25 protein-coding genes are annotated in these 26,865 nt (G+C 62.5%); 18 read left to right on the top strand and 7 right to left on the bottom strand.

Annotated features, from left to right (window positions below; all coding sequences use genetic code 11):
• Positions 1-10: 10 nt before the first annotated feature.
• Positions 11-1,351, top strand: coding sequence for a TRAFs-binding domain-containing protein (locus ACVIGB_RS26890; protein WP_143046767.1), 1,341 nt, complete (start codon positions 11-13; stop codon positions 1,349-1,351).
• 23 nt (positions 1,352-1,374) lie between these two features.
• Here ACVIGB_RS26890 and ACVIGB_RS26885 read toward each other — a convergent pair whose 3' ends face one another.
• Positions 1,375-2,040 (bottom strand): O-methyltransferase, encoded by a 666-nt coding sequence (locus ACVIGB_RS26885; protein ID WP_456720350.1) that lies wholly within the window; start codon positions 2,038-2,040, stop codon positions 1,375-1,377.
• 94 nt (positions 2,041-2,134) lie between these two features.
• Here ACVIGB_RS26885 and ACVIGB_RS26880 point away from each other — a divergent pair, with 94 nt between their 5' ends.
• Positions 2,135-2,767 (top strand): TetR family transcriptional regulator, encoded by a 633-nt coding sequence (locus ACVIGB_RS26880; protein WP_456720351.1) that lies wholly within the window; start codon positions 2,135-2,137, stop codon positions 2,765-2,767.
• A 310-nt stretch (positions 2,768-3,077) separates the two neighbouring features.
• Here ACVIGB_RS26880 and ACVIGB_RS26875 read toward each other — a convergent pair whose 3' ends face one another.
• Complete coding sequence (locus ACVIGB_RS26875) at positions 3,078-3,329, bottom strand: hypothetical protein (protein ID WP_456720352.1); 252 nt, start codon at positions 3,327-3,329, stop codon at positions 3,078-3,080.
• Positions 3,330-3,867: 538 nt separating this feature from the next.
• On the opposite strand from ACVIGB_RS26875, the gene ACVIGB_RS26870 reads away from it, so the two are divergent.
• The 15 genes from ACVIGB_RS26870 to dhaK all read left to right on the top strand — a co-directional run bounded on the left by ACVIGB_RS26870 (position 3,868) and on the right by dhaK (position 17,611).
• Positions 3,868-4,332, top strand: a complete 465-nt coding sequence (locus ACVIGB_RS26870; protein ID WP_456720353.1) for a RidA family protein — start codon at positions 3,868-3,870, stop codon at positions 4,330-4,332.
• 167 nt (positions 4,333-4,499) lie between these two features.
• On the top strand, positions 4,500-6,467 hold the full coding sequence (locus ACVIGB_RS26865; protein WP_456720354.1) for a thiamine pyrophosphate-binding protein: 1,968 nt from the start codon (positions 4,500-4,502) through the stop codon (positions 6,465-6,467).
• A 13-nt stretch (positions 6,468-6,480) separates the two neighbouring features.
• The gene (locus ACVIGB_RS26860; RefSeq protein WP_456720355.1) at positions 6,481-6,867 is read left to right on the top strand and encodes a c-type cytochrome; all 387 of its coding nucleotides are present in this window, start codon (positions 6,481-6,483) and stop codon (positions 6,865-6,867) included.
• Positions 6,868-7,491: 624 nt separating this feature from the next.
• The gene (locus ACVIGB_RS26855) at positions 7,492-8,850 is read left to right on the top strand and encodes an ABC transporter substrate-binding protein (RefSeq protein ID WP_456720356.1); all 1,359 of its coding nucleotides are present in this window, start codon (positions 7,492-7,494) and stop codon (positions 8,848-8,850) included.
• 75 nt (positions 8,851-8,925) lie between these two features.
• Positions 8,926-9,900, top strand: coding sequence for a carbohydrate ABC transporter permease (locus tag ACVIGB_RS26850; protein ID WP_456720357.1), 975 nt, complete (start codon positions 8,926-8,928; stop codon positions 9,898-9,900).
• Positions 9,897-10,874, top strand: coding sequence for a carbohydrate ABC transporter permease (locus ACVIGB_RS26845; RefSeq protein WP_456720358.1), 978 nt, complete (start codon positions 9,897-9,899; stop codon positions 10,872-10,874). Before ACVIGB_RS26850 ends, ACVIGB_RS26845 begins: the two co-directional genes overlap by 4 nt.
• Positions 10,871-11,071, top strand: coding sequence for a hypothetical protein (locus ACVIGB_RS26840; protein ID WP_456720359.1), 201 nt, complete (start codon positions 10,871-10,873; stop codon positions 11,069-11,071). The genes ACVIGB_RS26845 and ACVIGB_RS26840 overlap by 4 nt, the downstream gene beginning before the upstream one ends.
• Before the next feature lie 4 nt (positions 11,072-11,075).
• Complete coding sequence (locus tag ACVIGB_RS26835; RefSeq protein ID WP_456720360.1) at positions 11,076-12,173, top strand: ABC transporter ATP-binding protein; 1,098 nt, start codon at positions 11,076-11,078, stop codon at positions 12,171-12,173.
• Positions 12,166-13,191: an ABC transporter ATP-binding protein gene (locus ACVIGB_RS26830; protein WP_456720361.1), complete on the top strand. Its 1,026-nt coding sequence runs from the start codon at positions 12,166-12,168 to the stop codon at positions 13,189-13,191. Before ACVIGB_RS26835 ends, ACVIGB_RS26830 begins: the two co-directional genes overlap by 8 nt.
• Positions 13,192-13,212: 21 nt before the next feature.
• Complete coding sequence (gene dhaL / locus ACVIGB_RS26825) at positions 13,213-13,836, top strand: dihydroxyacetone kinase subunit DhaL (RefSeq protein WP_092118690.1); 624 nt, start codon at positions 13,213-13,215, stop codon at positions 13,834-13,836.
• A complete protein-coding gene (gene dhaM, locus ACVIGB_RS26820) occupies positions 13,833-14,225 on the top strand; it encodes a dihydroxyacetone kinase phosphoryl donor subunit DhaM (RefSeq protein ID WP_092118687.1) in 393 nt (130 codons plus the stop codon). The genes dhaL and dhaM overlap by 4 nt, the downstream gene beginning before the upstream one ends.
• 31 nt (positions 14,226-14,256) lie before the next feature.
• Positions 14,257-14,559, top strand: a complete 303-nt coding sequence (locus ACVIGB_RS26815; protein ID WP_371821719.1) for an HPr family phosphocarrier protein — start codon at positions 14,257-14,259, stop codon at positions 14,557-14,559.
• Position 14,560: 1 nt separating this feature from the next.
• The gene (gene ptsP, locus ACVIGB_RS26810) at positions 14,561-16,180 is read left to right on the top strand and encodes a phosphoenolpyruvate--protein phosphotransferase (RefSeq protein ID WP_456720362.1); all 1,620 of its coding nucleotides are present in this window, start codon (positions 14,561-14,563) and stop codon (positions 16,178-16,180) included.
• Entirely contained in the window at positions 16,173-16,595 is a 423-nt protein-coding gene (locus tag ACVIGB_RS26805; protein WP_092118681.1) for a hypothetical protein, read from the top strand. Before ptsP ends, ACVIGB_RS26805 begins: the two co-directional genes overlap by 8 nt.
• A gap of 32 nt (positions 16,596-16,627) precedes the next feature.
• A complete protein-coding gene (gene dhaK, locus ACVIGB_RS26800; RefSeq protein WP_456720364.1) occupies positions 16,628-17,611 on the top strand; it encodes a dihydroxyacetone kinase subunit DhaK in 984 nt (327 codons plus the stop codon).
• A gap of 891 nt (positions 17,612-18,502) precedes the next feature.
• Here the strand turns inward: dhaK and ACVIGB_RS26795 are convergent.
• The 3 genes from ACVIGB_RS26795 to ACVIGB_RS26785 form a co-directional block, all read right to left on the bottom strand.
• Complete coding sequence (locus ACVIGB_RS26795; RefSeq protein ID WP_456720365.1) at positions 18,503-18,751, bottom strand: hypothetical protein; 249 nt, start codon at positions 18,749-18,751, stop codon at positions 18,503-18,505.
• Positions 18,752-19,204: 453 nt separating this feature from the next.
• On the bottom strand, positions 19,205-23,017 hold the full coding sequence (locus ACVIGB_RS26790) for a hypothetical protein (RefSeq protein ID WP_456720366.1): 3,813 nt from the start codon (positions 23,015-23,017) through the stop codon (positions 19,205-19,207).
• 197 nt (positions 23,018-23,214) lie between these two features.
• Positions 23,215-23,343: a hypothetical protein gene (locus ACVIGB_RS26785; RefSeq protein WP_456720367.1), complete on the bottom strand. Its 129-nt coding sequence runs from the start codon at positions 23,341-23,343 to the stop codon at positions 23,215-23,217.
• 348 nt (positions 23,344-23,691) lie between these two features.
• On the opposite strand from ACVIGB_RS26785, the gene ACVIGB_RS26780 reads away from it, so the two are divergent.
• A complete protein-coding gene (locus ACVIGB_RS26780; protein WP_456720368.1) occupies positions 23,692-24,366 on the top strand; it encodes a hypothetical protein in 675 nt (224 codons plus the stop codon).
• A 30-nt stretch (positions 24,367-24,396) separates the two neighbouring features.
• Here ACVIGB_RS26780 and ACVIGB_RS26775 read toward each other — a convergent pair whose 3' ends face one another.
• Both ACVIGB_RS26775 and ACVIGB_RS26770 read right to left on the bottom strand, forming a co-directional pair.
• A complete protein-coding gene (locus ACVIGB_RS26775; RefSeq protein WP_456720369.1) occupies positions 24,397-25,914 on the bottom strand; it encodes a hypothetical protein in 1,518 nt (505 codons plus the stop codon).
• Between the two features lie 17 nt (positions 25,915-25,931).
• The gene (locus tag ACVIGB_RS26770) at positions 25,932-26,672 is read right to left on the bottom strand and encodes a DUF3223 domain-containing protein (protein WP_456720370.1); all 741 of its coding nucleotides are present in this window, start codon (positions 26,670-26,672) and stop codon (positions 25,932-25,934) included.
• Between the last annotated feature and the right edge of the window lie 193 nt (positions 26,673-26,865).

The following is a 26,865-nucleotide window of genomic DNA, read 5'->3' as shown; positions in this document are numbered from 1 at the left end:
GAATTGCAAGATGCCGTCTTGTTTCATGATCATGCCTTACGGTCGCAAGCCGACCCAAGCCGACCCCAAGTTTGGTCCAGCCGAGATCGATTTTAACGCGCTCTGGGATCGGGCTTACGTTCCGGCCATCAAGGCACTGGGCTATCAGCCGGTGCGTGCCGACCAGGACACCAGCGCGTTGATCGTCAGCGAAATGCTGGAGCGGATCTACTTCGCCGACCTCGTGCTGGCCGACATGACGATCCCGAACGGCAACGTCTATTATGAGGTCGGCATTCGCCACGCATCACAGAAGACGGGATGCGTCCTGCTTGCGGCCGACTGGTCCAAGCAATTGTTCGACGTCGTGCAGATGCGGACCGTCCGCTACCCGCTGCCCGAAGGTGAGATCACCGAGGCGACCGCCGCCGCGATGCAGGCTGCCATCAAGGATCCTATCAAGACGCTCGCCGCCGGGATTTCGCCGATGCATCAGTCGATCCCGGGCTATCCCGACAAGGTCGATCCACGCAAGGCGACCGTGATGCGAGGCCAGCTCGCCGAGCAAGCCGCGTTTCAGACCAAGATACGCGCGGTGCGCGCGGCGGCCCCGGATCAGCGCATGGCGCGGGCCCAAGCGCTGATCGCGACCGAGGGAAGTCCGCCCGCCACTTATGCAAAGGCGCTAGCTTTGTTGCTGATGCTGCGCGACTGCGTCAACGATGCTGCCGACTGGAACATCGTGCTGGACTTTATTAGCAAGCTTCCCGACCGCTTCGCCAACGAGCCTGAAGTGCAGGAAAATCGTGCATTTGCCGCGGCCCAGGCCGGCGACGACATCCAGGCCATTGCCGAGATCCAGACGTTGATCGATTTCGCGGGGCCGACGCCGGAACGGCTCGGCTTGATGGGGGGCCGCCACAAACGCCTCGCCAGAGCCGCACCGGCCGACTCTCCTCGCCGCAAGGAGGAGCTCGAGAAGGCGATCGACTGTTATCAGCAGGGTATGGAGCTCGATCTCAACGCCTATTATTGCTCCAGCAACTTGCCCCGTCTCTATCGTGCTCGGGGGAACCCGGGCGACGAGGATCTTGCGCAGGCCACCGTGCGGGTCGCGATTGCCGCCTGCGAGCGGGCCAGACGATTGCAGCTTGCCGACGAATGGCTGCGCCCGACGCAGCTTGCCGCGGCCTTTGATCTCGGTGATCCCGACAAGGCCGAGGAACTGGCAATGCAGGTGGTTGCCGATGGGCAAGCGAAATGGAAAGTGGGCAGCGTCCTTCGCGACCTCGAAGCCAGTCTCCAATACGTCACCGACCCAGCAAAGCGCGCGCGATTGTCCGCCGTCATCGACAGGATCAAAACGGTCTGATCGCGCGCTCTGCCCGCATCTGCTCAGCCCAGCCGCATCGATAGCTCGACGTCTTCGCCGAACGGCACCGACAAATAGCCGCTCGCCGGCGCGCGCACCCGTGCCAGATAGTCGGGGCTGTGATCGGCATTGTCGGCGACAACGAAGGCGCCCGGCTTCAGGCGGCGCTCCACGAGATCGAGGATGTCGGGGTAGAGCGCCTTGGCGCCGTCGAGCAGCACGAGGTCGATCGTATCGGGCAGATCGGCGCGCAGCGTCTTCAGCGCGTCGCCCTCGCGGATCTCGACCAGGTCATAGAGACCGCCGGCGACGAGATTGTCCCGGGCACGCGCCACCTTGGACGGCTCGAACTCGGATGTGATCAGCCGGCCGCCGCCATTGTCGCGCAGCGCGGCGGCGAGGTGTAGCGTCGAGATGCCGAACGAGGTGCCGAACTCGATGATGTTCCGCGCCCGTGTGCCGCGCGCCAGCATGTAGAGCAGCGCGCCGGTCTCGCGCGAGACCGCGAGCGGCACATTGCTTAGGCGGCCATAGAGCGCGCGGTAGTCGGTCTTGCTCCGCATCAGGCGCGCCTGTTCCGCATCGGAAAGGTCGGCCACCGCGAGCTGGGTCTCCCGGTCAGCGGCGGAAGCTTGCTTGAACAGGCGGTCGAGCAGGCCCGCGAGCTCAGGTGAAACGAGGGTGGTCATGTGGGGTCTCCGGTCAAAAAGCGGCGCATCCTTGCGCCCTGCCAGAAATACGAATAATTAGTCGCATTCGCTAATCGCATTCCCCAGGGCGTTCATGACCGAACGGCGAAGCTCTTCAATTTCCTCGCGAAAGCAGCCGCAACAGGCCCGCTCGGCCGAACTCGTCGCGGCGATTCTCGATGCTGCTATTCAGGTTTTGACCAAGGAAGGCGCGCAGCGTTTCACCACGGCGCGGGTGGCCGAGCGGGCCGGCGTCAGCGTCGGCTCGCTATACCAGTATTTTCCGAACAAGGCGTCGATCCTGTTCCGGCTGCAGAGCGATGAGTGGCGACAGAACTCCAGCCTGCTGCGCAACATTCTCGCAGACCGCACGCGGCCGCCATTGCAGCGGTTGCGTTCGCTGGTGCACGCCTTCATCCGTTCCGAATGTGAGGAGGCCGCGGTGCGCGTCGCACTCAATGACGCCGCGCCGCTCTATCGCGACGCGCCCGAAGCCCGCGAGGCGCGTGCATCGGGCGAGCGCATCGTCGAGGTCTTCATGCGCGAGGCATTGCCGAAAGCTTCCGACGCGGTCCGCGCGACGGCCGGCGATCTGATCACGACCACGATGAGCACGGTGGGCAAGGATTTTTCAGAGAGCCCGCGAAGTCAGGCCGAGATCGAGACCCATGCGGACGCAATGGCCGACATGTTCTGCGCGTATCTGAAGAGTGTCGCAAAGCGCTGAAGCGCGCGCAGTAAATCCGGCCGTCGTTCACAGGTAGTGCTTGGCGACCAGCAGAAACCCGAGCACGCCGCCGGTCACAGTGAAAACGGCCACGCCATTGCAGAAACTGATGTAAGCGGCGGACCAATACGAAACGGTCTGGGAGGCCGTCGCAACTTTCTTCGGTTTCCGAGGCAAGCCATGCATTCCTGAAAAAGGCGCCGCCACCTGGTCAACGCAGGTGACGGCGCCCGTCTGAGGGCTTCAGGGCGAAACCCCGCCTCAGCGTAAGTCGCGATGATGAACGGTTCGTATATCGCGTCGAGGTTCCCTAAAACGAAGCGTAAGCGTTTCGGAACGCGATGGCGCCAGCCAATGAGCGTGGCCGCGTGCGCACGGCATGCCCGTCGTTGCCGCTCTGGACGATCCACTGGCCGTTCTCGTGGCCCACGATCTTGCCGACGTGGTGACGCCAGACCACGATCGCGCCGACCGAAGGGCCGCCTGCATTACTGCCGTATTGCGCCCAGGATCGCGCCAGATTGTATTGCGGACCGGGATCGCCGCCGACCTGCGTGCGCATGAACCACCCGCACCACGCAGCCGGGCGACCGGAATGTGCATGGTGTCGATGATGGTGATGACGGCCGCGAGCTTCAGCAGCAGATGAAGCGAAGGCCAAAAGCACGGCGACAGCCGCGAGAGTTTTACGCATTACAAAGTCCTCTTGTTGTTGGCAGACCATCCTGATTGTGGGAGGGGCGCAGCGATGATCTGCGATTTGGTTGCGAAGCGACCGCACCGGCCAAGCGACGCAAAACAGAGGCGGGACATGGCCCGCTCGGGCCTTTAAGAAACGGGCTATGGCCAAAATATGGCCGATAGATCCCGTCTGGCGGCTGAGACATGGCCCGACATGCTCCGCGCATAACTGGAAGAGCCGCGCACAGCGCTGATAGCGGCAGAATTGCTCCGAGAGCATGTTCCCGGGTACCGCGTCACGCAGAACCGGGTTAACAGAAGCGCCCGGCGACAGACGGAGCTCCGCTTCGCTCAGACAATTGTTGCTTCAGAGGCCACGCCGCAATCCGACAGGAGGGCCAGTTCGCTGGCAAGCAATCGTGAACCTCGAGCAGCGGCTGAACGAACTCAACATCGAGTTGCCGATGTCGGCAGCGGCCGGCGGCGCCTACGCGCCGGTCGTGGTCCATGGCGACACGATCTATGTCAGCGGTCAGCTTCCGCGCGACGGCGACAAGGTGCATGTCGTCGGCCAGGTTGGCCGCGATGTCACACTGGAGGAAGCCAAGCGGGGTGCACGGCTGGCGCTGATCCGCGGATTGTCCGCGATCAAGGCGCATCTGGGGTCGCTCGACAATGTCACGCAGATCTTGAAGCTCACCGTGTTCGTGCACAGCGCCGCGGATTTTAGCGGTCAGACCGCGGTCGCTGACGGCGCATCGGAACTCATCATGGAACTGTTCGGTCCGGCACGGGGGCTGCACACCAGGACGAGCGTTGGCGTCGTGCAGCTTCCGCGTAACGCATCGATCGAAGTCGAGTTGATCGCAGCACTGGCGCGCTAGGCCGGAGCCGCGCCTCCTTCCTTCCGTGCCAATTTCGCGGAGCACCTCAGCCAAAAGCTGCACGCTTACGCGTCTGTGTATTGACGGCTCCCGAGCTTCGGGACGACACTCATGCCAACAAGCAATGAGCTCGTAGGCATCTGGTCTAAGTTCCCGGAGAGGACACCATGTCGAAACGCAGCGACTCGCGCCGCGCAGGCGCGCTCGATCCCGGCCGCCGAAATTTCCTGAAGGGTGCAACCGTCGCCGGTGCGGCGGCGCTGGCTGCCCCTGCCGCCGCCAACACCGCGATGTCAGGCATTTCCGAACAGCGCTCCAAGGAAGCGCTCAAGGCAGCTCTCCCTGGGCCGAGGCTCGCGGCTGCGGATGCGATGCCGCCGCCGGCCGATCCGGTCAATCAGACCTCGAGCGGCGGCGACTTCATGGTCGACGTGCTCAAGACGCTCGACATCGATTACCTCGCGATGAACTGCGCCTCGAGCTTCCGCGGCCTGCACGAGGCCATCATCAATCATGGCGGCAACAAGAAGCCCGAGATCATCACCTGTCCGCATGAAGAGATCGCGGTGCATATGGGCCAGGGCTACGCCAAGATCGAAGGCAAGCCGCTCGCCATGATCTGCCACGGCGTGGTCGGGCTGCAGCATGCATCGATGGCGATGTACAACGCCTGGTGCGACCGCGTCCCCGTCATCGTGATGGGCGGCAACATCATGGAGGCCGACAAGCGCGCGCCGGGCGCCGAATGGCCGCATTCGGCGATCGACCCCGCGGCGCTGACGCGCGACTTCGTCAAGTGGGACGACCAGCCGGCGTCGCTGCAGCATTTCGCTGAATCGGCGCTGCGCGCCTACAAGATATCAACCACGCCGCCGATGGCGCCGGTGATGCTGTCGCTCGACCAGGAGCTGCAGGAAAACCCGATTCCGAACCGCGACCGCCTGCGCATCCCGAAATTCACCCCGGCGCTGGCGCCGCAGGGCGATGATGCAGCGCTGGCCGAGCTCGCCAGGATGCTGGTCGCAGCGGAGAATCCGGTGATCCTGTGCGACCGGATGGCGCGCACGCCCGCCGGCATGCCGCGCCTGGTGGAGCTTGCGGAAACCCTGCAATGCGCCGTGATCGACAATTACGGGCGGATGAATTTCCCCTCGCGCCATCCGCTCAACCAGTCGTTCCGCCGTTCCATTCTGTCGCAGGCCGATCTGATCCTGGCGATGGAGGTCAACGACATCTGGGGCTCGCTCAGCGATTTCCATGATCGCATCGTGCGGACGTCTGAGCCGCGCTACAAGAAGACGGCCAAGATCGTCACGCTCGGCACCCGCGGCCTTTACATGAAGGCCAACTACCAGGATCTCGGCCGCTATCAGGAGGTCGATCTCGACATCGCCGGTGACGCCGAGGCGAGCCTGCCGGCCCTGACCGAGCAGGTCAAACGACGGATCGACGAGGGACGCAAGGCCGCGTTCGACGCACGTGGCAAGAAGCTTGCGGCAACCAAGCTCGCCACCGTCGAGCAGGCGAAGCTTGACGCCACGATCGGCTGGGACGCGAGCCCGATCACCACGGCACGGCTGTGCGCCGAGCTCTACAGCCAGATCAAGGATGAGGACTGGTCGCTGGTCGGCACCTCGATCGGCCTGTCATGGCCGCATCGCTTGTGGAATTTCACCAAGCCATATCAATGGAACGGCGTCGCCGGCGGCGGCGGTGTCGGCTACACCCTGCCGGCTTCGCTCGGGGCTGCGCTCGCCAACAAGCGGCATGGACGATTGACGGTTGCGATCGGCGGCGACGGCGACTTCATGTTCGTGCCGTCGACGCTCTGGACCGCTGCGCACCATCAGATCCCGATGCTCTACATCGTGCACAACAACCGCGCCTATCATCAGGAATACATGTATCTGCAGGCGATGACCGCGCGCCATGGCCGCGGCATCACGAACGCCGATATCGGCACCACGATCAAGGATCCCCTCGTCGACTATGCGACGGTTGCCAAGGGATTCGGCGTTTATGGCGAGGGACCGATCAGCGATCCGAATGCGCTGGCGCCGGCGCTGAAGCGCGCCATCGCCATGGTCAAGAGCGGCCAACCGGCGCTGCTCGACGTCGTGATGGATCAGCGGTGAAGCGGAGATGGCGATGATGAGGATTTCCGTGAAGCGTCTTACCGCCGTCGCCGCGATCACGGGGGCTTTCGCTACTGGCGGCGTCGTTGCATCGCGCGCCGAGGACGCGTCGGCCGGCGATGCGGTCAACGGCAAGCGGCTTTATCTTGCCGACGGCTGCTTCGAATGCCACGGCCGCGCCGGGCAGGGCGGCCGTTTCAATTATCTGACGCCGGCGCTGGCGCAGATCGCACTACCGGTGGAATCCTTCGTCGCCTTCCTCCGCGAGGCGCCGAACGACATGCCGTCATTCTCCGCCGACGTGCTGTCGGACAAGGATGCCGCCGACATCCACGCCTATCTCAGCTCGCTGCCGGGACCGAAGGCGGCCAAGGACATTCCGCCGATCCTGAACCAGTGAGGCAGTTCGCGGGGCGCCAGACCGTTCCGTCGTCGCTCCCGTCTCCTTGGCTTCGCCGGACGTGCTTCGCCCTTGTAGCCCATGCGTGGCGGCGCCACGCGACGCAATACACGCTTGTTGATCAGGCTCCGCGATTGGCTGTGTTCGATTCCGTTCGTCTCGCTTTGACGAGGTGATGCGAAACGGGCAGGGGCGTCGGCCATCGCCCGTTTCAGATGGCGTAAGGCGACGCGGGCAATGCGTTCGTCATTGCGCTGAACGTTCAGTAAAATGATACACTAAACACCGGGCCGAGCCCAGCGCGGGATGTTTTCCGCTATCCGCATTGGTGCACTGCAGCGATTTGTCCGCACCAGAAGATGCATCTAGCTCCTCCTCGAGGCTCGCAAGAAATCGGCTTGACGGGTTCCTGAATTTAGTAATACGTTTAGTATTACAAAAACGATAAACATCGCGCATCGAGCTGATGTGTGGGAGGAGCCCCGCCATCCGGACCCCAACGTCCGGACGCGTTCAGTCTCGCTCTCCATCATCGCTCATCAACTCGGTTTCGAAGTCTCGGCGTCAATCCAGCAGGGATGCGCCGGGCGAGTTAGGTGCTTCAACGATAGGGAGGAAATGGACATGCGAAGATTGGGATGGTTACGCAGTACGGTGGCGTCCGCGGTCGTTGCGGCCGCAGCACTTGGGGTTCTGGGCGGCGGGGAAGCCGCAGCACAAGGCAAGCAGCTCACGCTGTGCTGGGCGGCATGGGACCCGGCCAACGCACTGGTCGAGCTGGGCAAGGACTTCACCAAGCAATCCGGCATCGAGATGAAATACGAGTTCGTCCCCTGGACGAGCTACGCCGATCGCTTCCTCAACGAGCTCAACTCGCACGGAAAGCTGTGCGACCTGATCATCGGCGACAGCCAATGGATCGGCGGCGCCGCCGAGAACAAGTGGTACGTCAAGCTCAACGACTTCTTCGACAAAGAGAAGATCTCGATGGACGATTTCGTCCCGGCGACCGTCGTCGGCTACTCGCAATGGCCGAAGAACACGCCGAACTACTGGGCGCTGCCGGCAATGGCCGATGCGGTGGGCTGGACCTACCGCAAGGACTGGTTCTCCCGGCCCGAGATTCAATCCGCGTTCAAGGCCAAGTACGGCCGCGATCTGGCGCCGCCGAAGACCTATGATGAGCTGAAGCAGATCGCCGAGTTCTTCCAGGGCCGCGAGATCGACGGCAAGAAGGTCTATGGCGCCTACATCTTCACCGAGCGCGGCTCGGAAGGCATCACGATGGGCGTGACCAACGTGCTCTACAATTACGGCTTCGCCTACGACAATCCGAAGAAGGCGTACCAGATGCAGGGCATCGTCAATTCCGCCGACGCGGCCAAGGGGCTCGAGTTCTACAAGGAGCTCTACAAGTGCTGCACGGCGCCGGGCATGACCAACGCCTACATGCAGGAAGGACTTGATGCCTTCAAGTCGGGCCAGGTCGCGATGCAGATGAACTGGTTCGCCTTCTTCCCCGGCCTCTACAAGGATCCGAATGTCGGCGGCGACAAGATCGGCTTCTTCGTCAACCCGGCGGGTCCCAAGGGGCACTTCACTCAGCTCGGCGGACAGGGCATCTCGGTGGTGGCAACCTCCGACCACAAGGACGACGCGCTCGCCTACATCAAATGGTTCGCGCAGCCCGCCGTGCAGCAGAAATGGTGGCAGATCGGCGGCTACTCGGCGCTCAAGGCGGTGGTCGATGCGCCCGACTTCCCGAAGAGCGCGGCGTTCGCGCCGCAATTCCTGGAGTCGATGGGTATCGTCAAGGACTTCTGGGCCGAGCCGTCCTACGCGCAGCTGCTGCTCGACATGCAGAAGCGGGTGCACGACTACGTCGTGGCCGACAAGGGCACGTCACAGCAGGCGCTCGATCTCCTGGTCAAGGACTGGACCAAGGTGTTCAAGGAGCAAGGCAAGGAAGTCGCCTCGCAATAGCGTCCGCCCGCACATCACCTGAACTGGATTCCCCGAGGGCTGCCTCGGGGAATCCGAACCGGCCCAGCCCCGCTGATGGACACGATGACGACGATCCTCCAACCCGATCATGCTACGATCCCAGGCGTGAGCAAGCCTGTAAAATCCCGCGCCAGGCGGCGCGTCAACGGCCTGTCGGACCGGACCATCGCCTGGCTGTTCGTCGCGCCGACGATCGCGCTGCTGCTCGCGATCAACATCTTTCCGCTGATCTGGATGATCCGGCTGTCCTTCACCAACCTCAACCTCAGCATGTCTTATCTGCCGCTGCGGTTCGTTGGCCTCGACAATTTCAGGGACATCCTCACCGACGAGGACGTCTGGTTCCGGCTGCAGACCACGGCGGAGTTCGTGATCTCGTCGGTGGCGTTGCAGGTGGTCATAGGCTTCGGCCTGGCGCTTCTGATCAACCGTCAGTTTCGCGGCCACAGCTTCTGGACCACGATCATCCTGCTGCCGATGATGCTGTCGCCGGCGGTGGTCGGCAATTTCTGGACGCTGCTGCTGCAGCCGCAGATCGGGCCGTTCAACTATCTGATCAGCCTGTTCACCGGCGTGCCGCCGAGCTCGTTCAGTATGACCGGGCAGGTGTCGCTGGCACCGTGGACCATCGTGCTGGTCGATACCTGGATGTGGGCGCCCTACGTGATGCTGATCTGCCTCGCCGGGCTGCGCTCGATCCCCGACTACATCTATGAGGCCGCGGAAGTCGATCGCGCCTCGCCCTGGCGGCAGTTCTGGTCGATCACGCTGCCGATGACGGTCCCGTTCCTGATGCTCGCGGTGCTGTTCCGTGCGATCGAGAACTTCAAGATGTTCGACATGGTCAATTTGCTGACCTCGGGCGGGCCGGGCTCTACCACCGAGCTGGTGTCGATCTCGCTGAAGCGCGCGGCGTTCGAGAAGTGGCGCACCGGCTATTCCTCGGCGCTTGCCATCATCCTGTTCGTGACCGTATTCGGCGCCGCCAACATCTACGTCAAGACGCTCAACAAGGTGAAGCAACGATGACCGCTGTCGCCACCAAATCTGTCCTGACCAGGTCCACGGCGCATTCGATCGTCGAGGCCTCGCCGCGCACCAAGGCGTTCGCCAGCGGCCTCGTCATCCTCTATGCCGTGATCACGATCCTGCCGCTGCTGTGGATCGTCGCCACCGCCTTCAAGTCGCAGAGCGACGCCATCGCCTATCCGCCCAAGGTGATCTTCGAGCCGACCCTCGAAGGCTATGTGAACCTGTTCACGGTGCGGACCCGCCAGACGCCGGATTTCATCGCCAAGCTGCCGCCGCCGGAAACCTGGTACGACAAGCTGGTGCGCAAGCGGGACATGGTGATCGCCGGACCGTCCAAGGTCGTGCCGCGCTTCGTCAACTCGCTGATCATCGGCTTCGGCTCGACCTTCCTCGCGGTCTTCCTCGGTACGCTCGCGGCCTATGCGTTCTCGCGCTTCCGCATCCCGCTGGCGGACGATCTGCTGTTCTTCATCCTGTCGACGCGCATGATGCCGCCGGTCGCGGTGGCGATCCCAATCTATCTGATGTACCGGCAGCTTAATCTGACCGACACGCGGCTCGGCATGATCCTGCTCTACACCGCGGTGAACGTCTCGCTCGCGGTCTGGCTGCTCAAGGGCTTTATCGACGAGATTCCGCGCGAGTATGAGGAGGCGGCGCTGGTCGACGGCTATACGCGGCTGCAGGCGCTGCGCAAGGTGGTGTTGCCGCAGGCCGTCACCGGGATCGCGGCGACCGCGATCTTCTGCCTGATCTTCTCCTGGAACGAATACGCCTTCGCGGTGCTGCTGACCAGCGGCGAGGCGCAAACCATGCCGCCTTTCATCCCCTTCATCATCGGCGAGGGCGGGCAAGATTGGCCGGCGGTTGCCGCCGCGACCACGCTGTTCGTCGTCCCGATCGTCATGTTCACCGTGCTGTTGCGCAAGCATCTGCTGCGCGGCATCACTTTCGGAGCGGTGCGCAAATGAACGGCTCTGCGGTTGCTAAAGCTAGCGTAGCTCGCTGGTTCCGTCGCGGGCCATGGGAGGCCATCGCGATGACCCTGATCGGAGGTGGCATCGTCATGCTGGTGCAGCCCTGGTCGATCGATCTCTACAGCTACTCCTTCGTGACGATCCTGGCCGGCACGGTCGGCTTCGTCATCGTCAGCCATTTTCCGGAATAGCGCCATGGCACAGATCCGCATCGAAAACCTGCGCAAGTCGTTCGATCAGTTCACCGCGGTGGAAGGCTCGACCTTCACGATCGACGACGGCACGTTCTTCGCGATGCTCGGGCCCTCCGGCTGCGGCAAGACCACCACCTTGCGCATGATCGCCGGCCTCGAGCTGCCGACCGAAGGCAAGATCCTGCTCGATGGTGAGGACGTCACCTTCCACCGCGCGGCCGCCCGCGATATCGCCTTCGTGTTCCAGCTGTTCGCGCTCTATCCGCACATGAATGTCGGGGAGAACATCGGCTTCCCCCTGAAGTGCCAGGGCATGGGCCGCCGCGAGATCCGCCAGCGGGTGCAGGAGACCGCGCGGATGTTGCAGATCGAGCATCTGCTGTCGAGCAAGACCTCGAAACTCTCGGGCGGCGACCGGCAGCGCGTCGCGCTCGGGCGCGCCATGGTGCGGCGGCCGAAGGCGTTCCTGATGGACGAGCCGCTGGGCGCGCTCGACGCCGAGTTTCGTCATTTGATGTGCGGCGAGCTGCGCGACCTGCACGATCGCATCAAGGCGACCACGGTCTATGTCACCCACGACCAGCTCGAGGCGATGTCGATGGCCGACCAGATCGCCGTCATGAACAAGGGACGTGTCGAGCAGATCGGCACGCCGCGGGAGGTCTATGACCGGCCCGCGAGCATGTTCGTGGCTGACTTCATCGGCTCGCCGCCGATGAACTTCCTGAGCTTCGAGGGCGGCCTGCGATCCGGCGACCGCGCGGTCAGCTTCCATGACACCAGCCTTGCGGTGCCGGAGATCCGCGAGGACCGCGCCAGCGCGCCGCTGGCGCTCGGCGTCCGTCCGGAGCATATCCGCTTCGCCGACGCGGGCGCCGTTCGCGGCGAGGTGTTCGGCGCGGAATATCTCGGCACCACCCAAATCGTCACCGTCGACACGGCCTATGGGCGGGTCGCGGCGCGGCTGCCGTCCAGCGCTTCGGTGCGGATCGGTGAAACCATCGGTCTCGAATTCAATGCCGCGCGGCTGGCGCTGTTCGACATCGGCAGCGGCCTTGCGATCAGGACCGCGAGCGCGGAGGGCGTGCGCCATGGCTGACGTCACCCTGCGCAACGTCAACAAGCGCTTCGGCGCGGTCGAAGCCGTCCGCGACTTGTCGCTGACGGTGAACGATGGCGAGTTCCTGGTCCTGCTCGGGCCGAGCGGCGCCGGCAAGACCACGACGCTGCGGCTGATCACCGGACTGGAGAGCCCCGATACGGGCTCCGTCATGATCGACGGGCGCGACGTGACGCATGATGCGCCCGGCTCGCGGGACATCGCCTTCGTGTTCCAGCAATATTCGCTGTATCCGCATCTCACGGTCTACGACAATCTGGCGTTTCCGCTGCGCTCTCCGGCGCGGCGGGTGGCCGAGCCGATCATCCGCAAGCGCGTCGAACAGACCGCGGAGCTGCTGCACATCGCGAGCAAGCTGAACAACCGCGCCACCCGTCTCTCCGGCGGCGAGATGCAGCGCGTGGCGATCGGCCGGGCCCTGGTCCGCGATCCCTCGATCTATCTGATGGACGAGCCGCTGTCCTCGCTCGACGCAAAACTCCGTGCCGAGCTTCGCCTCGAACTCAAGCGGATCCAGATCGAGCTGGGCGCGACCATCCTTTACGTCACCCACGATCAGGTCGAGGCGATGACGATGGCCTCGCGTATAGGCGTGATCAGGGACGGCCAGTTGCTTCAGCTCGGCACGCCCCGGGAGATCTACGAAAGCCCGTCCAGCAGCTACGTCGCCTCGCGGCTCGGCACGCCGCAGATCAATTTCCTGCCGGCTCGTCTGCTCTCCGATGTCGCGATGCCGCTGGGAACCGAGACGGTCGGCATTCGCACCGAGCATCTTCAGCTTGCTGCGCGCAATGGCGGCCAGATGGTCGGCCGTGTGCATCGGGTCGAGCACCTCGGCGAGCAGAATCATATTCATCTGGACTATAAGGGCGAGGCGCTGGTGACGCTGGCGGATCCGCATCAGCCGCTGCAGGCCGGCCAGGAGGTCGACTTGCATCTGGTGCATCCGTTGTGTTTCGACCGCGCGGGGCAGCGCATTGCCGCGGCGGGTCATTAGAGGGGCAAGAGGATCGAGGAGATGTCGGTGCCATCGGAGACATTCAAGTCGTTGGTCAAGGCGGCCGCAGAGCAGGTCATCGCCAGCGCGCCGGAGCTGACGAGCCTGGATCAGGCGATCGGCGACGGCGACCACGGGACCAACATGAAGCGCGGTTGCGAAGCCGTGCTCGGCAAGCTCGATGCGATCTCGGCGCAGCCGCTCGACGAAGCGCTGAAGATGATCGGCAAGACCCTGGTGATGACGGTCGGCGGCGCTTCCGGGCCGCTCTATGGCAGCTTCTTTCTTGCCGCGGGCGAGGCGCTGTCGCACGACAAGCACCTGCCCGAGGATCTCGCCGACGTGTTCGGCAGCGCGGTGAACGCAGTGAGCGCGCGTGGCCGCTCGCAGGTCGGCGAGAAGACGATGCTGGATGTGCTGGTTCCCGTGCTCGAGACGTTGAAGACGGCGGCCGGCCAGCCGGATCTGATCGCGCGGGTGCGCACCACCGCGACTGAGGCGGTCGAACGGACGGCGCCGATGCAGGCCACCAAGGGACGCGCCTCGTTCCTCGGCGCGCGTAGCGTCGGGCATGTCGATCCCGGCGCACGGTCGAGCTGCGTGCTGGTGCAGGCGGTGTGCGCGGGCCTGGAGGCACGGGCATGACCGACACCGTGGGAATCGTGATCGTCTCGCATTCCAGCGACATCGCCAAGGGAACCGCCGACATGGTGCGGCAGATGGTCGGCAGCGAAGTCAAGGTGGCGTTCTGCGGCGGCAATCCCGACGGCGGATTGGGCACCAGCGTGCCGCTGATCATCGACGCCATCAATGACGCCTGGTCACCGAAGGGTGTCGCGGTGCTGGTCGATCTCGGCGGCGCCGAGACCAACAGCGAAATGGCGGTCGAGATGCTTGAGCCTGCGCGGCGCGATCTCGTTGTCGTCTGCAACGCGCCGATCGTCGAGGGCGCCGTGATGGCGGCGACCGAGGCGGCGGGCGGCAGCTCGCTGGCCCAGGTCAAGGCCGTGGCCGAGGAACTCTCTGCCGATTGAGATGTCGGCGAAGCGATGATGGATGATGAGCATGCTTGATAAAGCGGACGGACAGATCTTCACCGGCAATGTGCGGCTGGTGCATGCGGTGGGCATGCACGCGCGCCCGGCGGTCAAGCTGACCAAGCTCGCCAAGAAGTTCCAGGCTCAAATCTCGGTGCGGGTCGCGGGTGCGCCCGAGTGGATCAATGCCAAGAGCGTGGCCAAGATCATGGCGATGCGCGCCGCGCACGGCAGCACGATCGAGATCAAGGCATCCGGCAGCGACGCCGAGGCCGCCGTCGCGGCCCTGGTCGACCTGGTTGCCAGCGATTTTCCGGATGGAGCGGGCTAGCATGCAGGGCGGCGCTGCAGGATCGGCTTACCGCGGCAGGACCGCCTCGATCGGCTTTGCCCACGGTCCGCTGGTCCGCGTCGATGCGGGCGCGGGCGGCGAGCGGGTGGCCGGCACGCTGGTCGAGGAGGCGCTCGCCTTGCGCAAGGCGATCGATCTCGCAAGCGGGCAGATCGCCGATCTTGCCGCCAGCGCCGGCGGCGAAGCCGCGCAGATACTCGAATTCCAGGTCGCATTGCTGGAGGATGAGGATCTGATCGAGGCGATCTTCGCGTCGATCGGCGAGGGGCGTCCGGCCGACGTCGCATGGCGCTCGACGCTCGACGAGCAGATCGCGGAGTACAATTCGGCGGCGGATGAGTATCTGCAGGCGCGTTCGTCGGATCTTGCGGACCTGCGCGACCGCGTGGTCCACATCCTGCGCGGCGACGAAGGCGAGCCGCTGAAGATCCCGAGCGGAGGCGTCGTCTGTGCCGACGACCTGCCGCCGTCACGCTTCCTGGAGATCGACTGGTCCGGCGGCGGCGGCCTGGCGCTGCTACACGGCAGTCCGACCAGCCACGTCGCGATGCTGGCGCGCGCGCGCGGCATCCCGATGGTCGTGCAACTCGGCGCCATCCCAAATGCCGGCGCCACGGCGCTGCTCGACGGCGAAGGCGCGACGCTGGAGCTCGATCCCAGCGCCGAGCAGGTGCGCATCTTCGAGAAGCGGCGCGAGAGCCACCGCAAGAGCAGGGCATCCGCGCGCGCGATCCTGCGGCGGCCGACGGCCTCGTGGCGCGGCGAACACATCAAGCTCTTGATCAATATCCAGCGGGTCGACGACCTCGATGACGCGGACGCGCAATATGCCGACGGCATCGGCCTGATGCGGACGGAATTCCTGCTCGCCGGGCGGAGCGACCTGCCGGATGAGGAGACCCAATTCCAGGCTTATGACGCGGTGTTGCGCTGGGCTGGAGCGCGGCCGGTCACGATCCGCACGTTCGATGCCGGCGGCGACAAGCCGGTGCCCGGCTTTACATTCGACGGCGAAGCCAACCCGTTCCTCGGCGTGCGCGGCTTGCGGCTGTGCCTGGCCCGGCCAGAGGTTTTTGCCGTCCAGCTCCGCGCGCTGGCCCGTGCCGCGGTGCGAGGCAATCTCAAGGTCATGTTCCCGATGGTGACGTCGGCGGACGAGCTCGAGGCGGGACGGAAGCTGTTCGCCGGCATCGTGCAGCGCTTGCAGGCGGACGGCATTGCCGCGATGCTCCCGGAGCTCGGAATCATGGTCGAGGTTCCGGCGGCGGCCCTGGCGGTCTCGAGCTTCAAGGCGTCGTTTTTCTCGATCGGCTCGAACGATCTCGCACAATATGTCCTGGCCTGCGATCGTTCCAACGGAGCCCTCGCCCCCCTGATGGATCCCCTGCATCCCGCAGTGCTCGAACTGATCGCGCGGACCGCGGAGCACGGCCGCCGCGCCGGCATCGGCGTCAGCCTGTGCGGCGACATGGCGGGTGATCCGCGCTGTCTTCCCGCGCTGCTGAATTGCGGCCTGCGTGAATTGTCGGTCAATGCCTCCGCGCTGGCGCAGATCAAGCAGACCATCGACCGGCTGAGCAGCGGAGGCGGTGTTGGCTGACGCGGCGGCCGATGAAGCGCCCGAAGCCGGCGCGGTTGCGGTCTACAAGCGCATCTTCAAGGAAGTGCTGGAGAGCCGCCCGTCCGGCATGCGGCTGCGCCTGGCCCATGCCATGGGCAAGAACCGCAGCTTCGTCAGCCAGATCAGCAATCCGGCCTATCCGGTGCCGATCCCGGTGCAGCATCTCAACACGATCTTCGATGTCTGCCACTTTCCGCCGCAGGCGAAGACCGCCTTCTTGCGCGCCTATGCGCGAGCACATCCGCGCCGCGTCGGCCGGCTGAGCGAAGGCTCGCACGAGCGGACGTTGACGCTACATCTCCCGGATCTCGGCAGCGCCAAGCGCAATGCCGAGCTCGACGCGCTGCTGCAGGAATTCACGCGGCGCCTGATCGGCATCATGCGGGAAAAATAGGCGAAAACGCCGAACGAAGCGGGGAGGACACTATGAAGAAGTTCATCAATGCGGTCGACAATGTGCTCGGCGAAAGCCTCGACGGCTTCGCGGCCGCGCATGCCGATCTGGTCGTGCTGGGCGCCGAGCGCAAATTCGTGCGTCGCCGCGAGCTGAACGGCAGGAAGGTTGCGCTAGTCTCGGGCGGCGGCAGCGGGCATGAGCCGCTGCATGCCGGCTTCGTCGGCCACGGCATGCTGGATGCGGCCTGTCCCGGACAGGTGTTCACCTCGCCGACGCCGGACCAGATCGTCGAGGCCGCGCAGGCGGTCGCGGGGGATGCCGGCGTGCTGTTCATCGTCAAGAACTATGCGGGCGACCGCATGAACTTCGAGATGGCGGCCGAGATCGCCGAAGGCCGCACCGCCACCATTGTGACCGACGACGATGTCGCGGTCGAGAAGTCGACCTACAGCATTGGGCGCCGCGGCGTCGCCGGCACATTGATCGTCGAGAAGATCGTCGGCGCTGCCGCCGAGAAGGGCGCCGATCTCGAGACCTGCGTGGCGCTCGGCGAGCGTGTCAACGCGCGGACGCGTTCGATGGGCGTGGCGCTGACCAGCTGCACGGTCCCGGCCGCGGGCACCCCGACCTTCACGCTCGGCGCGGACGAGATGGAGATGGGTGTCGGCATCCACGGCGAGCCGGGTCGTCGCCGCGTCAAGCTCGCGGAGGCCGACGCGATCGCATCGGAAATGACGACCGCCATTGCGGACGATCTCGCCGCGCCCGCAGGCTCCGAGGCCCTGCTGCTGGTCAACGGCTTCGGCGGCACGCCGACGATCGAGCTCTATCTGATGTACAACGCCGCGCGCCGCATGCTGGAGCAGCGCGGCCTGCGCATCGCGCGCTCGCTGGTCGGCAGCTACGTCACCTCGCTGGATATGGCCGGCTGCTCGCTCACCGTGAGCCTGCTCGATGCCGAGACGTCGGCGTTGTGGGACGCCCCGGTGCGCACGGCCGCATTGAAATGGTGATCGCCGCCGCTGTCGGCCGCATGGATGTCGGCGCAGCTTAAAAGGACTGATATTGGAATCTGCGGCCCATACCCGAAATGAGGCCGTCCGTCTTCGCTCTCGCGTCGCTCGAGCTTCGCCGGACACGCTTCGCCCTTGCAGTCTTGGCGCGGCTGCGCCACGCGAAGCCCGCAAGGGCGAAGCGTGGTGCCCCTGGCCGGCAATCGCCTAGTACCATAACCATCTGAATTTGAAGTCACTTTTATCGCCGATTGTTGCCGATACCAGCACAAATACCAGCAGGATGACGCGCGGTATTCGCCGACAAAAATAAAACAGCAGGCGTCCCGCAGCGGGCGCGGCCCTGCCGTCCGATCTCCACAATCGGCCCCGAGCGGAATCGAACACGCCCTCGACTCGAAATCCTGGTGGAGGAGACCTAACGTAATATCGCGAGGTCAAGGGGCTCTTGTCATCGCGGCCCGACGATGCCGAGCGAAACACCTGCCTCGTGCTCGACGACTTAGGAGGTCGACTCGGTTGCGTTTCGCGGGAGACCGACGCCGAAAGCGCTTATCGGGCGTGATGCTGATCCGTGATCTGATGGACGTCCAATGACGATGCGCCGACAACCCACTGAACAAGGGCCGCGATACTGGCCGTGGCGGCGACCCACTGCACGCACGCCCTTTGCCTGCTCAATGAGGAGGCACACTCGGCGGCAATGGAGCGGAAGCCCAACTCGCCGCAACACCGAGCAAGAACAGCCGGCGGCGCTAGAGGTCGTGCGGGGCTAGCTTGGCAACCGTGGGCCTATCCGGCCGAACGGGTACGTTTATCGCAGCGCTGGCCCTATTGCCTCGATAGCCTGCCCGACGATGCGCCCGCTATCTCGCTCCGCAGATCGGAGCCCTAGCTTGCTCTCGCTTCGACCCTCGGCAGTGAAGCATGATATTCATCCACGCTGTCGAGGTCGATCAGCGTCTTGCCTCCCATCTTGTAGGCCCTGATCCTGTCGTGGGCGATCAACTCATAGGCCTTAGTCTTTCCGAATTTGCCATAGCGGCAACCGTCCTTGAACTCGACGAGTCGGCGACGCTTATTGTTATCATTGTCAACCATGGTTCCTGTATGTGCTTCGAAGATCTCCGCGACAATCAAACAAGGTTCCTCTAAGCGAGATGAGCATTTCCACGGCACGACCTTGATATCGACGCGGGCTTACCAGGAATGCGCTGCGTTTGTGGTAGCTGGCGACGTTCCTGCTGACCTGTTTCGACGCCATCTGCGCGTACCCAATTCCCCGGGATGCGCTGATCTATATCGCCTGCGGCGCCAAACAAAGGCCTTCTGATGCCGCCGCTAACTCCCGCGCGCTGTAGCGTACAAATCGGACGGACCGGGAGCGCCATAGGCAAGCACTCGTAGCCTGCCGTCTCCGACTCATCTGGCCCTGTTAGGTAACTTCCGGTGCCAGCCACCATCCAAGCTCATCATAGGAGCAAGAAACGCTGAACTCCGCGAGGCAAGCGGCCAAATGTCGTCCAACACCTCAACGGATCGTCACCGACCGGCCGGCACGGCTTGATTCCGTTCCGAGAGCCGCGCGCCCGTCTATTCGAAGCGTGCGTTCCGCTCCTTGTCTTCTGCGGTCTCCCTGACCTGGGCCTCCTCGATCTGAGACCTCAGGCGATCCAGCGCGTCCTTTCTTGCCGCTTTTAAGTCGGCGTTCTCCCTAACATCAAGCTGCTCCAAAAGCCTGACGCGGCCTTCCATCTCCGTTGCCCAGGAACCTCCCCAGCTATTGGGGTACAGCCGCTTAACGAAAGCGGAAAGCACGGTTGTTGGGTCTGGTGCGCTTTGCAACAACAAGGGAGCAAGCGCCGTCCACTGCAAAGGAGCGCCGTTGTTATCTTTCTTGAAGAGCGATCCGGTGGTGGCCGCGATTAAATAGCGGCTCTCCGGATCAGTGTTGCACCAGGCAATCAGAGTAGGCGGCGGTACGCCGTCGAGCGGACTTGCCCGTCGCCGTGTGAGCGTTTCGACGAAGCGAACGCCGATCTTTACCGATGCATCGTCGCCGGTAAACATTTCGTCGAGCGCAGCGGCGGGCTGGACAGCAAACAAGCCCTTGACCAAATCGTCATAGTCATGGGCGCTCAGCCTATAGTCGGCGGATGCCTCCTTGAGCATGCGAACCAGCCTTCGAGCAACCGGCTCGCCTTCGCCGCCAACAAGGCAAACCTGGGCGACCGAGCCGAGTTCGTGATCTTCGCGCTGGATTTGGCGCTTTAAGGTTCCAAGTTCGAAGGCGGCCAGCACGCTGCGGCCTGCCTCCAGTGTTTCAGGCAGTGGCGCGCGCTTCTGCGCCTTGTCAGAGACGAGGCGCATCGAAACCAGATGCAAAGCTGCATCGATGCCACCTTTCGCACAGATGGCCATGACCAGATCGCGAAATGGGGGGCCCGGAATGAGGTCGGATACTCGGCCCCATGCGAGATGCGAATATCGTTCGATCGGCGAGAGACCGAGTTCGAGGGAGCGATGAATGCGCGCAAGTCCCTTATCGTCAATCGCTACCGACGCTTGAAAATAGGGAAACCAAGTAGTGAGGGCCGGATTCGTCACCGCATCGTCCAGCATCGCGTCAACTTCGGCAGGATTAGCTGTCTGCAAGCCGCTCAGGAATCCGCCCATGATGACCGGATTGTTGTCTGGACTGGTGGCAAGCTGCCCCAAGAGCGCATCCCAGATGGCGCGAGGTTGCTCCCCTCCCTTTGCAAGCGCTGACCCGAAGGGAAAGAGGCGACCGCCGCCGCTGCTCAGCAGCTCAGGCAACATCTCCTTAAAAGAGTCGGTGTCGGCAGCCATATCCCCGCCAAGCTGCTCAATCGACGCGGCCGTCCGCTTTTCGGCGGCCTCGAAATCGTAAGTGTCGAGGTCTGCCGCGTCATCCATCTCGTCGTAGCCGAGACCGCCGCCCTTGGCTTCCAGCACGATGCCGCGCACTTTGGCAACAAGGTCCTTGGGGCGCAGAAACTCCTCAACGGCCCTGAGCTTTGCGAGGGAGTCGGGCGACAGCGTCTTCGCCTCGAAGGCTCGCGTTTGGCGGGCAGCGATCCAGCCATCGCGCCAAAAGCCATTGCCCGCGAAAGCGCGAGCCATCCTATCGAGCTCCTCGCTCAGTTGCGCGTTGGACCATAACCCGCGAAATCCACGTGCAATGGCATTCTTTACCTGCTCCGCGACAGGCAAGCTGGTAGCGGCGATGGCTTCCGAGAGCTTCAGGGCGGATCCAAACCAATCGACGACATCTGCATCGGTCTTTGGGTAGTAGCCGTGGTCGCGAGACCGTGCGCCAAATTCAAAAAGATAACTCGACGTAAAATGATCTGTCTCGAACATTGCCTCTATAGCTTGCGCCCCAAGACCTTGCTGCTTTGGCTCCGGCGAGCGCAGAAGCTTTTCGACCAGAGCCAAGCGTTGCTGAGTAGTGGCGTGAGTGCCAGACAGATAGATATGGCAAAACGATACGATAACCCTCCCTGCCTCGTCATCTACATCGCGATCCGTGTCGATTGCGTGGAAGCGAAGCAGGAGCGCGGTGGCGCGCTCAAAAAATTTCGGATCGAAGGCGAGCGAGCGGATCAGGCTGATGAAATGCTGACAACGCTCTAGCGTTGAATCATCCGCCTGTGCGATTGTGCGTTCAAGAGCCGCGAGTACAGCCTCCGGCATCACGGGTGCGACATTGTGGAAGATAGCGTTGCCGAGGGCGGAAAGGTTCAGAACATCGTGTAGAAGGCCTCCTGGCGCGAGCCAAGCCGCCACAAGGGCACGTGCTTCCTTGCTAGTGTCGAGATAACCGAGCCGCCGCGAAAAGGAGCGCAGCAACCGGTCGGACTTGCCGTTGATGATCGCTGTATCGATCTTTTGAGGTGGGATATTCTGGAGCGCCATCGGCGCCAGCCGATTGGCGATGGCATGCGGCAGCACAGCCCGCCACAGGCCGCGTTGTTGGAGGAGATCCCGGCGACGCAACTCAGCGACGCCCATATACATCTGGTCGGCCGTCTTACCGATGAGCCCGCCCAGGATCGGCAACTCCGCGTTCTCGCCTTCCAGGTCATGGCCCTGAAAGGAATAGACCAACGAGCATGCTTGAGCGATGAGAAGCAGGGATTCATCCGGCTGGTGACGCTGTTGAATCAGCCGGACCAATAGATTCGCATCACTGAGCCCGGCTATCGTCTCGTCTTTTTCGACGGTACCGGCCAGTGCGATGGCGATTCGTGCGTTGCCGCCAGAGAATTCCGCGATCGATTGGCGGTCGACCCGCGACAGTTGGGGGAAGCGGCGGGCTACAAGCTTTTCGATAAGTTCATCGGACGAGGCCTCCAGCGAGAAAACATCGGTCCCTTCGGGCTGGTCCTCGCGAATATCGTATTCGACCGTGATGACGCTTAACGTACTGCCGGAAACGCGAACGATCTCGGACAGCTTCCGGTGCAGATCGGCCGGGCAGTTGTCGATAACGAGAATCATCCGTCGGCGTTCGGCCAGCAGGTCGGCCGCAAGGCCCGACGGTTGCGGGTCAGGCGTATCGGCGACGTCGGTGTAGGCGGCTAGCGCCGGATCAAGTGCATTCGCTCCAATCTTCTCGTCGAACAGCGCTTCCAGCAGTCGGGTCTTACCAACGCCCGACAGGCCAACAAGGCGAACGACTTGGCCGGGGGGTCGAAGAGCGTCCCGAATGCGATTGATGCCGTCAATGGCCGAGAACCCGTCGCCTTCGTCCTGGGTTCCGGTTCTTATCCTTGCCGCATCGTCCGCGAGATAATCCGGGTTGTTGGCATCCGGCGCGTGCGACCAGGCACCATAAGGGTGCCATCCCGGAATGGCCTTTCCTATCTTCTTGCGAACCCATGGGATGATTCCTGCATGATCGCGCACCCATGTTGCGACACGCCCCCGGTCCAGAAAGTCCAAGGTAAGCTTGTCCGCATGAGGTACGCCCTGCATGGCGTCGGCCATCGCCTCGCGTCGGTCCTTCAAGGCTGTGTCTGTGGTTGAACCATCGGCGCTCACCATGACGTAGGCACCGGACTCTTCGGCCAACGCTGCGATGGACGACCGTATCACCCCCTTGGGCCTCATCTCCTCGATGACGGCCCCTCTCGGCATGTCGGACTTCTTGACCTGGAATCCCATTGACGGTTTTGGGATAAATCCGTCGATCACGGTGGTGACAGGAAGCGCCACGCGAACATCAAGCCCACCATCCTTGGCGTTCTGATCGCCGCCCCACGTGACCGCAGAGACAGGAAGGCCCCGGCGGCGCATTTCGGCCTCGCACAGCATACCGATGAGGCCGCGCAGGTCTTCGTCGCCTAGTTCCGCAATGTGGTCGCCTGTGATTTCGAACATGCCATCAAGGAATCAGTTCCGCTTAGCCTAAAGCATATAGGAAATCATGATATTTGGACTGTTGTCGTTGAGATGAGGCCCCGGTCCGTCGCTGCCGGTCTTTGTTCGAAGGGCGCGACCCGCATGATACCCGGGGCAGGTTTGCCCGGTGCGGAGTGTCTATCCGCGCGTTTCGAAGTCGCCGAACGGATCGAAGATCACGGCTTGGCTTCACGCAAATAGGCAGCCTGAAGCAGGATCATTTCCGGGCGTGTAACCCGCTCCGCGCGCACCAGACCAATGAGCAGCTGCTCAATCTCATCGAGCTCGACCGTATCTCCGGCCAAACGCGAGATATGATGAGCCAGGCGGTCGTTTGGACCCTTCCGAATAGGACACGTGGAACGTCCGGGCGAGGGTCCGGATGTGCTCTGCGGTCGAGGAGGTGGTTACCTTGTCCTTATCAATAATATAGCATTCTTTGACTGAGATTCCATTAACGAATAGGCTCGTGAAATCAGTAAGTTGCAGGACCCTTTTTTGGGTAGTTTTATGGTCACATCCAACCAGCGGTGATCCCGTGGAGTTCTGCATCGTTCTGATAAGCCAACCGACTAGGCCGACCAAAGATGCCGCTCTAGTCTCGGAACCACCAACTCACCGATAAGGCTTGAGCGCATACAGCGAGTGATCAAGTGGCATCCATTGATCGATACATAGTTGAACGAAACGCTACCCAGGTTCGCACAGCCTTCGCTGGTATCGTGAAGCTCGCCAAGGAAAAGGGCATCACACGCGTCACCTTGATTGTACCGAAAAAGGGGGGCTGGGAGCATAGCATCGTTGGTGAATTTCTCGGGGCAGGCGTAGCCAAGGCGCTTACGAAGGGGCAGTCAGTTACTCTCGTCGAGGGCATTACCATGGTGTTGGAAAGCCCCCAGACCTTTCGGCCTACTGCTGCCCAAGGGCTTCTTGTCGGCGTCCATATCTCTACAAAGGACATGGCTAAGCTGGACGATGCGTGGGGCGCGCAGGCCATACTCTTTCTGCCTTGGTCGGATAACGAATCCCAGGAGTGGAAAGCCACCTGGCATCCGACAACCTTCGGCCAGAAGGGGCCTGAAGCTCTGGCAAGTACGCTCTCGGAGCCCGTTCAAGAAGCGCTTGTCCGCTTAACGGAGTCTATCAATTTAGGTACAGGCCTCAGCCACCCCTCTGACAAAAAGCATGCTGAACGGACGTTCGATAAGCTTCGTTCCGAGGGGCACTCATTTGACCCGATCGAGGTACGGCGGTGGGCACAGCGTAACAACTGGAGTTCCAACGCTGCGGCCGATTTGGAATCGGTTGCGCGAAGAAGAGCAAACTAGAAGTGAATGTCTAGAACTGACGAATCATGCCTAGAGACATATGCGATCCATTTGCATGTGGCGTTCCGCCTCGTCCAGAAGCCAATCGATCTGCGCATCGCCTTCGTCAAGATCGATGTCATTCGCCTTCGCGTGCTCGTAGCCGAGCAGGTCTCGCGCCTTCTGCTTCGAGTATCCCATTTCCATCAACTCTTTCATCTCTCGGAAGATGTCGTGAGCGTGCGTTCGGTGTTCGAAATAGTCGTCGATAGCATCGACGAGTGACCGGTTGCCGAGCGCAAGTGTGATTGCGTTTTCCCAATCTACGTCATGAGGCACATGAGGCGTCGCGATGCCGACAAGAAGGCGCACATTGTCTATTGTGAGGTTATTTTCAGTTAGCCCGGGCTTGCGCCGCTTGACCTCGGCGACGATGTTTCTGCAGTCCTGACAAACAAGCTTGTTGGTGTGGGAACCGATAACGATCTGGCTCGTAGCGCGAGTCCTGCGACGCCAGAGGCTATTGCTATCGTCTTCCGGTTCGAACTCGCAGACGCGATGAATGTGGGCGGTCCATAGTCCCCGGTTTGACTTCCGGCAAATTTCACGTTTCGAGCGATCACAACACGGACAAGACCATTCATTGCCCGCCAAAACCCACGCCCTGTGCTCCTGCTTTTGACGATCGATCTCGGCAAACTCTGCATCGCTCGGAACATGCCCGCGCGGCTTGCCCTTGGGCTTGGGCGAATTGCCGGCACTGTCATTGGAAGTTGATCGCGCTTCTATCGTGTGCGCCAGACCAGCACGGCCTTTGTCGGGTGAAGCGCGCAGAAAAAGATCGTAGATGATGTCACGATCCTGCATGTATGAGATAAGCCGTTCGCCGGCCGCCACCTGCCGACGATGGCGGCCCGAAGCAATTCGTTGTGCCATGCGCCTGGTGAAATCGAGCCGATCTGCAACATCGTCTTTGGCGAGAAGCCATGCGGTCTTAGCCTTGTCGAGATCGATCTCATGCAGGCGATTTGGCGCGACGGTAATGAATGATGCGATCTCGGCCGGTGTAAAGGTAAAGTCGCCTTCAATCGTTCTCGCCAGTTCCAGCTTGGCGCGGCCTTCGGCCAGATTGCAGTCGATGCAGATCAGCGTCTGTTCGAAACGCTCAACGAGGAGCATGAGCGCATTCTCAGCTCGACCAACCTGGATGATGGTCTCCCGATCCTTGTCACGAGGCCTGTACTCCTGGAAGATTCGCTTGGCACGATCCACCAGGTGGTCGTGGTGGTACTCAAGGCGACAGAGCAGGACACCGCCGCTGCTCACACGCGCAATATGTGCCTTTCCGCGTTGGCAGCAGGGACAAGTCCAGTGTTCCCGCGTCGATGCCCAGCCGCGATTGAGATCTAGCTTGGTTGCTGAGAATTGTGCGAGGAGAGCTTTTGTTTGGGCGCTCCAGCGCCCGTCACGGAACGGCGCAAATGCCGCTAGCTCCTCGTCCGCCAACCGGGTGATATCCGGAATCGCGAGTGTGACGACGTAACCATCGTCCTTCTCCGATGGGTCCATCGTCCTAATGCCTCATTCTAAATCTGTACTGGCAACTTCACCTTCGGTCGCCGCTGACCTGCTGACATCGCGAGATTTCGGTGGCGTGCAATGATCCGGAGCGTAGCTGCGCTGTGATGAAACAGCCGGAAAGCCTCAGCAACGGCGGTATCGGCGAAGGTTGTGGTCGTCTGCGCGTCGGCCGGCAAGGTCAGTGTTCCGTCGGGCGCACCATGCTGCCAACCACGGGCGGCGCGGAAATTTATGACCAACTGTCCAAAAGTTGGATAGGCATGATCCAAATGGGCTTCTGGGAAAGCGAGCAACTCGCCGGAGAGGTCGCACGGGACACGGCCCCCATCATCCGCAAAGGTGGCGAAATGGCGTTTCTTCGCCGCCAGGAGATCAGCTGCCACAGCGGCACGACAGGCGTCATAGAACTCTTGCGCGTTCGACTTCGGTTGACCCTTTACGGCCTGGATGTAACTGAAATCGGTTTCGCTGCCGTCAATCCGACGTGTCCAAAAACCCGGCGTCGAGAAGCCCTCACCAACGTTCTGACGCCGAAAAAAATAGTCTGTTCCCGGCCCAATCTTCGCCGGGCCGTCGACGATGACTGCATCGTAGCGCTCCAGAAGAGCGGCAAGATCATCGTGATCCAGGTAGTCTTCGACGATTTGCTCGTCGGCATGGCGCCTAAGCATGTCCTTGAAGTGATCGAGAGCGGCGGTTTGCGCCTTCCAGAATCGGCCGTTCGGAAGGGAAACAGATTTAGCCATTGTATCGGAGCCCATTCTCAACGCGCGTCGTTAAATGCAGAAATGGACGCGGACGCTCGTGACATCCCTGTCCAATATTGCCCGAAAAGCGTTAATACCGCCGAGTCGTCAGCCCAGGTTCTGCACTCAGGGGGATCCCCAACCCTTAAGAGCCGGTAGATTTGATCATGGTATAAGCCAGCGATGATTCGAG

Source organism: Bradyrhizobium sp. USDA 4341 (assembly GCF_054063755.1).
The sequence above is the reverse complement of the archived record's forward strand: the minus strand, read 5'-3'. Positions and strand labels throughout refer to the sequence as shown.